This is a genomic window from Candidatus Thiodubiliella endoseptemdiera, assembly GCF_964212635.1.
In the GTDB taxonomy this organism is placed as follows: domain Bacteria; phylum Pseudomonadota; class Gammaproteobacteria; order PS1; family Pseudothioglobaceae; genus Thiodubiliella; species Thiodubiliella endoseptemdiera.
In genome coordinates, this window is record NZ_OZ156463.1 from 1,558,570 (window position 1) to 1,573,408 (window position 14,839).

10 protein-coding genes are annotated in these 14,839 nt (G+C 36.4%); all 10 read left to right on the top strand.

Annotation, left to right across the window (positions count from 1 at the left end; all coding sequences use genetic code 11):
* Positions 1 to 39: 39 nt before the first annotated feature.
* The 10 genes from AB8525_RS08545 (at position 40) to AB8525_RS08590 (ending at position 14,830) form a co-directional block, all read left to right on the top strand.
* Complete coding sequence (locus AB8525_RS08545) at positions 40 to 2,214, top strand: PAS domain-containing sensor histidine kinase (protein WP_369177399.1); 2,175 nt, start codon at positions 40 to 42, stop codon at positions 2,212 to 2,214.
* A complete protein-coding gene (locus tag AB8525_RS08550; RefSeq protein WP_369177400.1) occupies positions 2,211 to 2,771 on the top strand; it encodes a response regulator in 561 nt (186 codons plus the stop codon). The genes AB8525_RS08545 and AB8525_RS08550 overlap by 4 nt, the downstream gene beginning before the upstream one ends.
* A complete protein-coding gene (trkA, locus tag AB8525_RS08555; RefSeq protein WP_369177402.1) occupies positions 2,768 to 4,132 on the top strand; it encodes a Trk system potassium transporter TrkA in 1,365 nt (454 codons plus the stop codon). The genes AB8525_RS08550 and trkA overlap by 4 nt, the downstream gene beginning before the upstream one ends.
* Before the next feature lie 2 nt (positions 4,133 to 4,134).
* Positions 4,135 to 5,583 (top strand): TrkH family potassium uptake protein, encoded by a 1,449-nt coding sequence (locus tag AB8525_RS08560; protein ID WP_369177404.1) that lies wholly within the window; start codon positions 4,135 to 4,137, stop codon positions 5,581 to 5,583.
* A gap of 137 nt (positions 5,584 to 5,720) precedes the next feature.
* Entirely contained in the window at positions 5,721 to 9,761 is a 4,041-nt protein-coding gene (locus AB8525_RS08565; RefSeq protein WP_369177406.1) for a hypothetical protein, read from the top strand.
* Between the two features lie 2 nt (positions 9,762 to 9,763).
* Entirely contained in the window at positions 9,764 to 11,383 is a 1,620-nt protein-coding gene (locus tag AB8525_RS08570; RefSeq protein ID WP_369177408.1) for a TolC family protein, read from the top strand.
* A gap of 144 nt (positions 11,384 to 11,527) precedes the next feature.
* The gene (locus AB8525_RS08575; RefSeq protein WP_369177409.1) at positions 11,528 to 11,746 is read left to right on the top strand and encodes a hypothetical protein; all 219 of its coding nucleotides are present in this window, start codon (positions 11,528 to 11,530) and stop codon (positions 11,744 to 11,746) included.
* Positions 11,739 to 11,894: a hypothetical protein gene (locus tag AB8525_RS08580; protein WP_369150944.1), complete on the top strand. Its 156-nt coding sequence runs from the start codon at positions 11,739 to 11,741 to the stop codon at positions 11,892 to 11,894. The genes AB8525_RS08575 and AB8525_RS08580 overlap by 8 nt, the downstream gene beginning before the upstream one ends.
* Positions 11,895 to 12,282: 388 nt before the next feature.
* Positions 12,283 to 12,594, top strand: coding sequence for a hypothetical protein (locus AB8525_RS08585; protein ID WP_369150946.1), 312 nt, complete (start codon positions 12,283 to 12,285; stop codon positions 12,592 to 12,594).
* Positions 12,595 to 12,682: 88 nt separating this feature from the next.
* Complete coding sequence (locus tag AB8525_RS08590) at positions 12,683 to 14,830, top strand: ATP-binding cassette domain-containing protein (RefSeq protein ID WP_369177411.1); 2,148 nt, start codon at positions 12,683 to 12,685, stop codon at positions 14,828 to 14,830.
* Positions 14,831 to 14,839: the final 9 nt, after the last annotated feature.

A 14,839-nucleotide genomic window follows, 5' to 3' on the forward strand; every position in this document is an offset into this window, starting at 1 on the left:
ATAATCAGCGCATTATTGTAATGACAGTATTAGTAAACGATGATTTTTAAGCAGGATTTTGCCACTAGGAAAACACCCGATAAATGGACTTGGGCGATGGTTTTCTTAATCTCACTCGGCGGATTGTCTTATATGGGACTCAATCCAGAGTTGATTAAAGATTGGTGGTGGATATTGGTATCCTATAATATAGTCGCACTTATTGTTGCGAGTTATTATTTGTTTTTTGCGGTTGCCAAACTCAAAAAGGATAGCAAAAATGGCGTTATTGGTGCGCGTTTTACTTGGTCATTTATCAAAATTGTGCCTTTATTGACAATTGCCCCTGTGTTATCTTTTTATCTATTTTCATTCCAAACTATTCACGATAATGTTGAACGATCTGAGCAGACTTATAATAATTTTAACAAGAATTTTTTAGGTCAAATCAATACTTTATATCAAGGTTTACAAGTGGTTAGAGATGACCGTTATATTGATTTCACTAAAGTACTATTGCAACAAATTCAAAGTTATTCTAATTTCCAAGGAAGTACAGAAAATTACGACAATAAAATGCGAACTTTTGTTCAAGGTTTGATTGATAAAAGATATGCTTGTTCATTGGTGCTTAAAAATGAAAAAGATGAAATTATTGCAAAAGTCAGTCAAAACAATACTTGTGTAGTGGAAGATAATCAGTCACTTTCTAGTCAGCAGAATTTAGTTGCTTTTGAGGATGAAGAATTAAAATTGTTTCAAGTGCAAATGTCCACCCAATATTTAGACAAAAAATCCGATAAGAAAAAAACTCTGGATTTAACTGCTGTGTATGCTACTGACCCTCATTTATTGCATTTTTTAGGGAAGGTCAAAAGCTTTTATAATTTTGCCTCTGCTATTGTTTTTGATGTTAATACTTCGATTACGCAAAAACGCTTTTTACTGGATTTTTCCTCCACCATTTTATTGACAATTTTGAGTATGCTACTGATTGTCCTAAGATTGATTGACCATTTGATGCGCCCAATGCAAAATCTCTCACTTGCGACCAAAGAAATTGCCAAGGGGAATTACGGGGTAATGGTTCGCAATAAAGAAAAGAGCAAAGATGTGCGTCGTCTGATTGAGCAATTTAATGAAATGTCAAAACAAATCCAACAATCACGACAAGGACTTAGCACTCATAATATCTATTTAGAAACCATTCTCAAATATTCATTTGGTGTGATTGGCTTGGATCAAAATAAAAATATTCAGTTTATTAATCCAGTGATTAGCAAAATATTATCCATTCAAGAAGAGCAACAATTTGTGGGTAGTTTTTATAGTAATATTGCGGAAAAAAATACTTACCTTGAGCCACTATTTTTCATCATTCAAGATAGATTTGATCAAGGGGAAAATGAGTGGAGTGAAGAGATTGAGGTGGCACTACCTGACCGCCATATCCTCTTATCTTGCCAAGGTGCAGTCCTAAATGACGATGACAAAACATTGGGCTATGTCATTATCATTAAAGACATTACTAAACTACACCGTGCACAGAAAAAAGCTGCATGGGGTGGGGTAGCAGTACGAATGGCACACGAAATTAAAAACCCACTAACGCCGATTTTATTATCCGCGCAACGATTAAGAAACAAATTCTTAGGCACACTTAAAGGCAAAGATTTAGAAATTGTCGATAAAACCACTACCGTTATCATTGACCAAGTGAAGTCAATGGATGCTATGGTCAGCGCCTTTGCCGACTACGCAAATACCCCTCAAATTGAGCGTAAATTATTGGACCTTAATGCACTTGTTAATCAATCTATTGCTTTATATGAGGCACAAAATCATATTAGTATTGAGTTTGATTTATCAGGCGATGTACCTGAATTATTCTTAGATGCTAACAGCATTTCTAGAGTGTTGATTAACTTAGTTAAAAACGCCATCGAAGCTGCTGAAGACGGGCGTGATTTGATTGTGCGTATTACCACTAAATACATAAAAGATGAGCGTATAGTGCGCCTAAGTATTGAAGACAATGGCGACGGCTTTGCAGAGTCAATATTGGAGTCGGTATTTGAACCATATGTTACCACCAAAGCCAAAGGCAGTGGCTTGGGAATGGCAATTGTGCAAAATATTATTGAACAGCATGACGGACGCATTTTTGCTGCTAATGTCAAGCCACACGGAGCGGTTGTTACCATTGAATTTGAACACATAAAGGAGAAAGGATGATAATTGGAAATATTCTTATTATTGACGACGAACAAATTAACTCTGAAACCATCAAAGACACGCTTGAAGATGTCAATTACAGCGTGGTTTTGGCTGCTAATGCCGCTGAGGCAAAAATCATTGTCAAAACCCAATCATTTGATTTGATTATGATGGATGTTTGGATGCCAGGGCAAGACGGAATGTCTCTGTTAGAGGAATGGATGAATGCTGGGTTTTCAATGCCTATAGTGATGATGTCAGGCCATGCAGAGCACCAAGATGTGGTCAAAGCCATCAAACTTGGTGCGGTTGATTTTCTTAAAAAACCGTTACACGATATTTTACCGTTGGTGCGTAAATTACTTTCTGAAAAAGCCAATGAAAATGAGCAGGCGATGCAGGGGATGAATTTTGATTTGCCTTTAAAAACCGTGAGGAATATTTTTGAAAAACAATATTTTGCCCATCATCTCAATGAAAATAACCATAATATTGCCAAGGTTGCAGACATTGCAGGATTGGAAAGAACCACACTATATCGTAAGTTAAAAGATTTGGGGATTGACAAAAAATGAAAATATTAATATTGGGGGCGGGGCAAGTGGGTGCGTCTTTGGCAAAATATCTAAATAAAGACGATGAAAATGAAATTACCGTTATTGATAAAGATGTCGCTAATTTATCAGATCTTGCACGCCATTTAGACATTAAAACTGTTTGTGGGTATGCTTCATATCCAAATATTTTGGAAGAAGCAGGCATCAGAACGACAGACTTAGTGATTGCCGTTACCAAATCTGATGAGCGTAACATTTTAGCCTGTCAAATTGCCGACACTATCTTTAAAGTTGGCAAAAAAATTGCCCGTATTCGCACCTCTGAATATCTTAATCAAGCTGAATTTAAAGCCATTGCCCCGATTGATTTTGTTATCACCCCAGAAGAATTAGTAACCAATTTTATCAAGCGAATGGTGGAAGAGCCTGGGGCTGAACAAGTGTATGAATTTGAAAATGGATTGGTGCAATTGGTCGAAACCAAAGCTTATGCGGGCACTCCTATTGTTGGGCATCCGATTAAAGATTTACACGCACATTTACCAAAAACAAAAATGCGTATCGTCAGTATTTACCGTAATGGACAGGCAATTCCAGCCTATGGCGATACGGTGATTAAAGATGGCGACCGCGTGTATTTTGTTACCAAAAAAGAAAGTATATCCAAGATACTGCGTGAGTTTAGACGCGTTGATACACCGTATAAAAATATTATGATTGCAGGCGGCGGCTTGATTGGACTAAATCTTGCCAGATATTTAGAACAAAATCACAATATTCATATTATTGAACTTGGCAAAGAACGCGTTGTTGAAATTGCCGATAAACTGGAAAATACCATTGTTTTGCGTGGCAACGCCTCCGACGAGGATTTACTTAAAGAAGAAGGCATTGAGCAAACAGATTTATTTTTAGCACTGACTGATTCCGATGAGATTAATGTATTGTCCTCCATTTTGGCAAAACGGCTCGGTGCACACAAAACCATTGCTTTGGTAAAACGCAATATTTACGAAGATTTAGCCACCCAAAATGACTATGTTGATATTGTCATTTCCCCTGACCAAATCACCACTTCTGGCATTTTGTCACACATTCGCAAAGGCGATACAATGAGAGTGCATTCGCTACGCAATGGCAAAGCAGAGGCAATTGAAGTAATCGTGCATGGAGATAAAGATCATTCCGATGTTGTGGGTAAATCCATTGAGCAAATTAACCTGCCTGAAGGAGTTGTCATTGGTTCAATTGTGCGAGGTGATGAAGTGATTATGGCATCTAGAATCTTAGTTATTGAAGAATTTGACCATGTGGTTTTGGTGTTAAGCGATGTCAGTAAAATTCACCAAGTAGAAGAATTATTTGAGGGATATTTTTAATCATGCAATTTAGTATCGTATTTAAAACCATTGGTTTGTTGTTGATGGTTTTCAGTCTGACACAGTTACCACCCGTAGTGGTGGATGTAATTTATGCACAGCAACATTCTTCAGAATTTGTGGTAGCATTTTTAGCCACATTAGTCAGTGGTTTTGCACTTTGGCTACCGTTCAGGAAAACTAAAAAAGAGTTTAGAATTCGCGAAGGTATTCTTGTAGTAGTGAGTTTTTGGTTTGTATTATCGCTGTTTGCGACTATCCCATTTTTACTCTCTGATGTATTGATAATGTCCTTTAGTGATGCGTTTTTTGAGTCAATGTCGGGGCTGACTACCACGGGGGCAACAGTGATTTCTGGGCTGGATGATTTACCAAAATCCATTCTTTATTACCGTCAACAATTACAATGGCTTGGCGGTATGGGTATCATCGTTTTGGCATTGGCAATTTTGCCGATGTTGGGCGTCAGCGGTATGGAACTTTATCATGCAGAATCCAGCGGTATTTCTAAAGACCGATTAACCCCAAAATTGACCCAAACCGCCAAAGTCTTGTGGCTAATTTATATTGGTTTTACTGTTGCTTGTGGATTGGCTTACTACCTTGCAGGGATGGGTGCGTTTGATGCTATCGTGCATAGTTATTCTACTGTTGCTATCGGTGGTTTTTCCCCGTATGATGCTTCTATTGGGTATTTTGACTCTGCACTTATTGAGATGGTTGCTGTGGTGTTTATGTTCTTTGCAGGTATTAATTTTTCCCTGCATTTTTTCGTTTGGCGTCAAAACCATATTAATCATTATTACCTAGATTCAGAATTTAAAACTTATACCGCCTTTCTTGTTGCCTTAACATTGGTAGTTTTTGTTTACTTGCTTAATACGGGACAATATGCAAGCTTTAGCGAAGCATTCAGATATGGTATTTTCCAAAGTGTTTCCATGGCGACTACTACAGGTTTTGCCTCTACCAATTTTTCATTATGGGGTATGGCATTGCCCGTGTTACTTATTTTTGCCAGTTTTATTGGCGCATCTGCAGGTTCGACTGGAGGCGGTATTAAAGTAGTTAGAGTATTATTAATGTTTAAACTGGCTGCCAAAGAAATTAAACAATTTATCCACCCCAATGCTCAAATCAATATTAAACTCAACAAAAAAAGTGTCCCTGCCAGCACTTTAACTTCAGTCTGGGGATTTTTTGCCCTTTATATTATTGCTTTTTTTGGCATTATGATTGCCTTAATGCTCACAGGATTGGATCAAGTCAGTAGTTTCTCCGCCACCGCTGCTAGTATCAATAATCTTGGCCCTGGACTTGGTAAAGTCGCCGCTAACTATACTACTATCAGTGACACCGCGAAATGGATTCTTAGCTTTTCCATGCTTCTTGGTCGTTTGGAAATTTTGACGCTAATGGCGTTATTACATAAATCTTTCTGGCGTTTTTAAGTAATATCTATAGGGAAAATATTTTTTAATTATGTATAATACTGACATTATTTTTTAATTATGTATAATACTGACATTCAGTATTTTGCTAACGAGTTAGCATACATAAATATAATTTTTATTTTGGGAAAAAGATAGTGGCAAAAAATCAACAAATTACAGTGCAACAAGCAATCAATTCTGGTGCTCTAAGACAAAAAAATATTGTCATCAAGCAAACTCAAGATAAACATATTCAAGTCAAAAGTGGCGAAGCTTATCAAATTATCTTTCAACAAGATAATAAAGTATTAAATGCAGATTTTGATGTTGTTGCGAAGAAAGTAGGCGATGATTTAACACTGTCGTTAGATAACTCTACTACGGTTATATTTGATAATTACTTTTCAAATTGCACTAATTTAAATTGTGTAGTTTCTTTACCCGCAGCGGGTGGGCTATATCACATAATCAACAATCAGTCCAAAGTTTTAGCTGACGGCACTGAAATTGTTTATGTTTACGGTGATAAAGCGGCACTTCAAGCAATGGCTTCTGGCGAAAGTGCGTTGTCACAATTTTTAGATCAATTACATGATAGTGCAGATACTCCGTGGTCCTTATCTACTATGGGTACAGGTGCTTTAGGTGTACTTGCATTAGCAGGCGGTGGCGGCGGTGGTGGCGGCGGTGGCGACAGCCTAGTGAAATTTATTATCAATGGAGGTGTTAGTGCGGGGCAGGTTGTCAAGGGACACGATTTAAAATTAACAGCTTACGATAAAAATGGTGATGTATTAGATGCTGATGTAACTATTGAGGATGACGGTTCGTTTAGTATTGAAATTAAAAAAGATTACACAGGCTATATTCTTTTGAGAATCACAGATGGCACTAAAAAAGATTATATAGACGAAGGTACGGGCGAGGAAAAAGATTTAACGACTGAGTTACGAGTGATTGTTAAGTCAGATGGCAAGAGTAATATTACCGCAATGGTTAATCCATTGACTGAAATTATTGTGCGCAAGACGCTAGATGGTAAAACTAAATTGGTCGATGTTGACGATATAAAAACTGACCTTGCTACTGCCAACACAGCTGTTGGTAAGGCGTTTAACGCAGAGGGTGTGGATATTAGCAGCACCAAACCTGCAGTGGTTAATGCGGACAGTTATGACAGTTCTGCCAGTGCTGGCGCTAAGGTGCTAGGGTACGCATTGGCAGGTATTTCTGGTATGGAGACTAAAGACCGTAATGGCAACGCCACTAAAACCACACAAACGGTCTTGACTAATTTAGCGACTAAGATTGATGATAATGGTGTGCTGGATGAGGAAACAAAAGGGGACTTTTTAGCAGGTTTAAACCAAGCAAAGAGTAAAAATACAGATAATATGTCAGGCACCAATTTGGATGATTACATTGCTCAGTATGAAATCAATATTACCGATATTGAGATTAGTGATGATACAACTTATGGATCAAGCAATACTAACAGTGATTTTATTACTAAAACCAAAACTCAAACCATTACAGCAACTCTTAAAAAGGCACTTAGTGGCGAAAAACTTTGGGGTAGTGTAGATAGTGGCGTGACTTGGGAGGATATTACTAATAAAGTTAGTAACCTTGATATTTCATGGGATAAAGATTTAAAAGAAGGGGACTATATTATTCAGTTTTCCGTTACTGCTGACACGGTGGGTGTGGGCGATGTAGCTGATAATACTAAGGGTGCAATTTCTCAACAGTCTTACACCTTAGACACAATCGCACCAGGTAAAGTAAGTATTGATAAAGTAACTGGCAACAATAAACTCATTGAAAATAACGAAACAACTAATGATAGTACGCCAACTATTCGCATTTCTTTAACAGGTAGCGATGCAGAAAAAAGCGATAGAATTCAAATAATAAAAAACGACGGCACAGGTTACACACACTCCAAATATGCAACACTGACTGAAACGGATATTACTAGGGGTTGGAAAGAAGTAGCATTATCAACTTTGAGTGCAGGCGTGGGCAATAGCAATAAGGATTATAACTTCAAGGTAAAGATTATTGACCAAGTGGGTAACCAAGGTGAATTGTCGGCTGAGCGTTCAATTGTTTATGACGGTAATGTTGAAAAATTAACACTGAGCTTAAAAGATGATACTGGCACAAGTGGTATAGATGGTGTCACTAGTAATAAGACGATAAAAATTGGTAACATTGAAAAAGGTGCTAAAGTTGAATATATTTTAGATGGCAGCACTGATAACTGGACAACACTTACGAGTACTATTACTTATGATAGTGACGAAAAGGGCGCGGCAGAGATTGAACTAAATGAAAATACTGAGTATACCGCAGGTAGTGTCAAAGTTAGACAAACTGACAGTGCAGGTAACGCCAATACTGGAAATGATATAGTTAAAAATAGTGCCTGGAAAATTGATAGCACAGCGGTAGAATATGACGGCACCGAAGATGAAGAAATATTTAGAGTTAAAAATACAGATACAAATGCATTTGAAAGTCATATTGTTTTAACTTTTACTGAAGATATAGTTAAGTTGCCGACTTTTGATAAAAATTCATTCACTATTTCTATTGGAAACAATCAAGTTGCCAATAGTGATATTAAAAGTGTCACTACCACCGGAAAGAAAGTAATTATTATAATGACAACAGATATAAATGCTGCGACTGAGTTGAAGTTATCTTACACACAAACTGACAATACTAAAGCCTTACAAGACAAGGCAGGTAATTCTCTAGTGGCTATTAGCGAACAAACTTTTACCATTGATAATGTTGCACCAACCAAGCCAATTATTGAAAGTATTACTGACAATGTAGGCGACGATCAAGGCATTATTGATGATGATATGATTACGGATGATAGGAGATTAGTTGTCAGAGTAAAATTTACTGACGCAGCAGTGGAAGGCGATTTATTAAAATATTATAATACCAAAGATAGCGACAAATTACTAACAACTATTGGGCTAACTCAGGCAGATATTGGCAGAGGTTATAAAGATACTACTTTATATCTTGATAACTCTGTCGAAGGCAAAGATTATGGGCTGAATGTTAAAATAGTTGATAAAACAGGTAATATTAGTGTTGCATCAGATACAAAGAACTTTATTGTTGATGCTGTAGTAAGTTCACCCACTATTACATTGACGGATACAGGCGTATCTACAAGCGATAAAATTACTAGTAACTCTACTATTGAAGTAAGTAATATAGAAAAAGGTGCGTGGTGGGAATATACACTTAATGGTGGCGATAGTTGGACCGCTTATGATTTTACAGATAGTGAATCTGGTGGCACGAATAGCGATGGACATGAAATTAGCAATTCTGATAGCACAGATTATTCTTTTCAATTAGCAAAGAATACCACTTACGACGCACGAGACATTAGAGTTCGTCAAACTGATAAAGCTAAAAATAAAACCACTTCTGAGATTAGCTCTGAAGTTGTTATTGATAATATTGTGCCTGAATATCGTTCAATAGAAAGTTCTGGCAATGCGATTATTTTGACTTTTAGTGAAGATTTGAACAATTTTGATGTAACGAGTAGCACTGCAAGGAATTCATTTGTTATTGAGGATAATTCAGTTAGTCGTGTAATAGTGGACGGTAACAAAGTTCAGCTTACTGTTCAAGAATCGGTAAATGATATTAATGATATTAAAGTAAGCTACAGCAAACCCAGTACTGATAGTTATTATTTAAAAGACAAAGCAGGTAACCTGGTTGATAACTTAAAAATTGGCACAAAAGGTGACGATACACTAACTGGAAGCACATTTAAGGATGTTTTAGTAGGTGGGCTGGGTAACGATACATTGACAGGCAATGGCGGTTCCGATACATTGACAGGCAATGGCGGTTCCGATGTTTTTGATTATAATAATACAACTGACGGTAATGACACTATTACTGATTTCACTAAAGGCACTGATAAGTTAGATATCAAAGATTTGCTGGTAGGCTACGATTCAAATTCTACCTTATCTGAATTCATCACTAGTGAAGTTAGTGGTAGCGATACTATAGTGAAAGTTGATGCTAATGGCACAACAGGTAATAGTGGTGCATTCACTGCCGATATTGAAATTACTTTGACAGGTGTTACAGGTATTGATTTGTCTGCAATGTTAAGTAGCAACGATTTAATTGTTTTATAATTTTGAATAATAAAGTAACAATTACTGTATTTTTATTTGGCATCTTGACAGCTGGTGCTAATGCACAAACACAGGCCTCTGGTGCATTTAGTTTGCCAAGTTTAATTAACAAGGCAATTACTTACCACCCTTCAATTAAGAGTAGTATTTTTTTAGAAGATTCGGCTAAAGATGAAGTAACCAGTGCTAAATGGCAATATTTCCCAACACCTCAGTTTTCAGTTAGACAGGTTAGCAGTTCTGATACAGATGCTAGTTATAATGGCGATGAGCGCGTTTCAGTCTTGAGTTTAACGCAACCACTTTGGGCGGGCGGCTCTATTGATGCAGGCTTGGAAAAATCAAGAGCTAGACTTCTATCGGCTCGGGCATCAACCAAGGTTGCACAACAAGATCTGGCTTCAAGGGTTATTAATGCTTATAGTAGATGGTATGATAGTTATTTAAAAAAAGAATCTTACAAAAAAAGCAAAGAAGAGCATGATGTATTGCGTGCTCGGTTGAAGCGTCGTATTAAACAAGGTCTATCTTCTAGTAGCGATTTAAACTTGGCAAATTCTCGTTCGACTCAGGCGGATGCAGGACTTAATTCGGCTATTATTCAACATAAAAATAGTCTGTTGCGCTTGGAAGAATTGTTAGGCGCCTCCCTAAACCCAAAAGATTTAATTAAAGATTTTAGTATTATTAAGTTTGAGAATAATCGAAACAAGTTACGCAAAAGAGCCCTGCTAATGAGTCCTAAAGTTAAACAAATTAAGGCAGAAAGTTTGGTAGTTAAAGCTGAATTAGAGCAAAGTCGTGCTAGACTTTATCCAGGCATTAATCTTAAATTAGAACGCCAATGGGGCAATTTTAATACTAAGGATGCTAAAAGCGAAGACCGTGTTTTTGTTGAATTTAATAGTAGTTTTGGTGCAGGCTTGTCTAACTTTTCACAAACTAGGCAAATCAAGAGTCGCTATCAATCATTACAGGCAAAAATTAAAGATGAAGAAAACAAAGAAGCCCAACAAATTGAACTAGATTGGATGTCTTCTATTTCTTTGGAAAAACAAAAAGCGTTGCTCGAGTCATCGTTAGCCAATACTGAGAAAGTCCGAAAGTCCTATTATCGACAATTTTTAGCAGGTAGAAAATCATGGCAAGAGGTAATGAACTCTATTCGTGAAGTTTCTCAATTAGAATCTCAATTGGCAGGTGTCTATGGTGAAACAATATTGGTAAATTGGCGTATTTTTATCCATGTTGAAGATATTAGCAATATTTTGGTATCTAGCGAGAGCCCAATATTTAATCAAACAGATAAAATGCTTTGGCATCCAGAAATTAAACTTAAAGAAGCACAAGGTCCAATCGACAAGATGTTAAATTTTGTTATACCTACTGAAAAACCAGTAGAAAAAGTTATGTGGCATCTTGATATTGACAGCACTCATCAAATCTTTAAAACTTCTTTAAAGAAAAGAGATTTCATAACCTTTGTAAAACTTCTGGATCAAGAAGAAGAGAATAAAAAAAATCTAAAAACAAAATTAATAAAGAAAGCTGAACAACAAAAGGTAAATATTGCGCCAGTATTAATCAAAGTGAAAGAAACGCCAATTACCAATAAAAAATAAAATAATCCACGCAAATTAACGCCCTCTAAACAAGCGAGCCTACTAAAGAAAAAAACCTCTATTATTGCACCTAGGACATCTATAGCCTCAACTCCAATTGTCAATACGCCAATTGTTAAAGCAGCTAAACCCAGTCCAAAGATAATGATTGAGAAAGTGATTTTGACACCTCATCAGGTGATAACTAAACCAAAAACTCAAAAACCTTTACTCAAGCTAAAGGCAATTAACAAGTCGCCAACTTCACAAATATCAACCCCAGTTTCGATTAAAAAAATTATTGATAAGATTGAGCCTAAAGCAATAAATAACAGTATTAATGGCGTTAAACCTATATTGAGACCTTTGCATAAATATGAATAATCATCAAAACGCCATCTTTCATCAAATTACAAACTTTTTAAAAACACCCTTAGCCCTGCTAGGAGTGGATTTAAAAAATTTCCAATTTAATAAAATCTGTCATTTTGCTAATCATCCCTATTTATGCAAAGGTCTCATTAAAACCTAGAATCAAAGAGTCAAACAGTCTTTCAAAATTATTAAAAAAAATCAAATTAGCGAAAGCAAAAAAAAGAAAGACTAATAAGTGAGAAAATTAAAAATAAAAAGCCAAGGAAGGCAAGATTGGTAATTAAGAAAAATACCACTTCCACCCAACGCCCTGCCAATCAACATAAGATAAATATTGTCAATAATCTTGTACCTCTTGTGAAAGGCACAACAAGCAAAATCAACAAAAATAATAAAAAAATAAAAAAATACCCCCCTTTCCAAGGAAAAAGTATTTATAATCAGCGGAGTTAAGAAAAAGTCGCGTCAAAAGCACAATAAATACAAGAGAGTTTTACTGAGCAGATAGTGGTAAAAATTAATGATTTTAAAAAAATGGAGTATGTATGAAAATTAGAAATATTTTAGTAGTGGTATTGTCGTTGTTTTCCCTTCAAGGCTGTACTATAGGAGAGTCTTCTGGTGAAAAGAAAACGAGCAAAGTTTCTATGTTTAAAGGAATTTCTGCAACTCAAGTTAAACAAGATCAAGTCAAGTCAAAAATCACTAAACCAGTTTTGAAAACCGCTAAACCTGTCTCTAGTAGAGTTAAAAAATCAACTTTTGCAGATATTGTCCTTGAGACAACCCTTGTAGATGGAAAACTTCCTAAGAGAAAGGGTGTTAAAAAGGTTGTTAAATCAAAATCTAGTAAATAACCCTCATTCAGTTTTTAAATAAGTTTTTGGTGCTTGGTTTAGAGTAACCTAAAGTTCTTTTTAACTGATGCCCTTTGGATAAAAAAATATGTCAAAAGATAACATAAAACAGAATTTATTAATATGTTTACAACGCTTGTCACAATTGCAACGCTCGCGTTTTGACAGAGTAGAATTACAACAAGTTGTTGAAGATAAGTATGATGAATCAGTAAGCAGACTGGTAATGTTGAAAGGCATTTTCTCAGAGTTACTGTTACCTTCTCCAAAGAAAGTAAATACACTTAAAGATCCCTCTTTGTTGCCTTTATTAATTTTTGACGCAGGACAAGGTTGGGGCATTCTTAAAAGCCAAAATTCTAAAGGTGAATGGGTTGGTGAATGGTTTTCTGCTGAGCAACAAAACTGGTTAGAGTTGGTTATTGATGATTTGAAAGAATACGAGATTTTTTCTTTAAAAATGAAGAAAAAACTTGATGTTGGCGAAAGTCGAATTTTTCAAATGGTTAAAAATGAGATTATCATCCATAAAAAATGGTTAATTGACGCTTCTATAGCAGGTGTGTTTATTAATGTAATCGCAGTTGCCAGTGCTTTTTATTCAATGCAAGTATATGATAGGGTTGTGCCAACAGGTGCGGCACAAACTTTAATGGTGCTAACTATTGGCGTGTTGGTGTTGACATTGTTAGATTTCTTTGCCAAACTGGTGCGTGCAGGTTTGTATGAAAAACTGATTGAGAATATTGACAGGCGTCTTTCTAGAGATGTGTATAAACGATTTTTAGCATTACGCATGGATCAACTTCCTAAAAGTGTCGGTAGTTTAGCATCGCAAATGCGTGGTTATGAGTCAGTGCGTGCTTTCTTGTCAACTATTACTACCTATTTAGTGGTGGATGTGCCATTTATCTTGTTTTATGTCTTATTGATTGTTGCCATTGCAGGTAAATTGGCACTTGTGCCAGTTGCATTTTTTGTGATTGCAACACTCACGGGACTGTATTTTCATAAAAAAATTGAGAATTTGGCAGACAACATTAACGAGTCAGTGAATCTTAAAGTGGGTATGTTGGTAGAATCAGTGGAAGGTGCGGAAACTATCAAGTCGGGACAAGGCGGTTGGCGTATGCTTTCAAACTGGATGAATGTTACCGATGAAGGGCGTGGCTATGATTTAGAGATGAAGCGAATGACTGACCAATCTCAATATATGGTCGCACTTTTTCAACAATCTTCATTTGTGCTTATGGTGGCAACAGGTGCAATGATGATTGGTGGTGGCGGTTTAACTATGGGTGGATTGATTGCTTGTTCTATTTTATCGGGTAGAATTCTTGCACCAGTGGCTCAAATTCCTGCACATTTGGTGCAATGGGCAAACACCAAATCAGCCATTCGTTCCCTTGATGTTATTTGGGATTTAAAGTGTGATCATGACGGCATTGAACAGCCAATTATTCCTGAAAATTTAAAGATTGACTACTTTATTGAAGCGAAAACTCAATTTAATCATGGTGAAAAAATAGCATTAGTGTTGCCAGAGCTTACTATTAAGGCAGGTGAAAAGGTTGGGGTTTTAGGTCCGATTGGTTCTGGAAAAACTTCATTATTGCGTTTGCTAAGTGGTATGTATAAGCCGAATGTGGGCAGAATAATGATGAATGATATTGATTTGGCACACATCTCTAAGCCAATATTGGCTGAAAACATTGGTTTTTTACAGCAGGAAGGGCGTTTATTTAAAGGCACAGTAAGAGAAAATTTGATTCTTGGCTTGGTTGACCCAGGTGATGAAAAAATCTTAGCAGCAGCAAAAATGACGGGATTATTGGACAGTGTCATCACTGCTAGCGAAAAAGGCTTGGAGCATGAAATTTTTGAAGGCGGCTTAGGTTTATCTGGCGGACAAAAGCAATTATTAAACTTAACTCGCGTAGTGTTGCGTAAACCAAAAGTATGGTTACTGGATGAGCCAACTGCATCAGTTGATAGAAACTTAGAAGCGTTATTGATTAATATGTTTAAGCAAACTATTAAACCTGAAGATACTTTGGTATTGGTGACACATAAGATGGAAATGATAGAATTAGTAGATCGTTTGATTGTGGTTAATAAAAATCAAATTGTTTTAAATGGACCAAAAGAAGAAGTGATTGCTCAGCTTTCTGGCAAGACACAAACAACACAACAAGCACCAACACAAGAACAAGTACAGGCGCAAATAAAAGGTTAAAAAGGAGTA

What these genes read in the sequence shown, in the direction of transcription:
- AB8525_RS08580 (WP_369150944.1), top strand. Translation starts at nt 11,739, where the DNA reads ATGAATAATCATCAAAACGCCATCTTTCATCAAATTACAAACTTTTTA.
- trkA (WP_369177402.1), top strand. Translation starts at nt 2,768, where the DNA reads ATGAAAATATTAATATTGGGGGCGGGGCAAGTGGGTGCGTCTTTGGCA.
- AB8525_RS08550 (WP_369177400.1), top strand. Translation starts at nt 2,211, where the DNA reads ATGATAATTGGAAATATTCTTATTATTGACGACGAACAAATTAACTCT.
- AB8525_RS08560 (WP_369177404.1), top strand. Translation starts at nt 4,135, where the DNA reads ATGCAATTTAGTATCGTATTTAAAACCATTGGTTTGTTGTTGATGGTT.
- AB8525_RS08585 (WP_369150946.1), top strand. Translation starts at nt 12,283, where the DNA reads ATGAAAATTAGAAATATTTTAGTAGTGGTATTGTCGTTGTTTTCCCTT.
- AB8525_RS08590 (WP_369177411.1), top strand. Translation starts at nt 12,683, where the DNA reads ATGTCAAAAGATAACATAAAACAGAATTTATTAATATGTTTACAACGC.
- AB8525_RS08575 (WP_369177409.1), top strand. Translation starts at nt 11,528, where the DNA reads ATGATTGAGAAAGTGATTTTGACACCTCATCAGGTGATAACTAAACCA.
- AB8525_RS08545 (WP_369177399.1), top strand. Translation starts at nt 40, where the DNA reads ATGATTTTTAAGCAGGATTTTGCCACTAGGAAAACACCCGATAAATGG.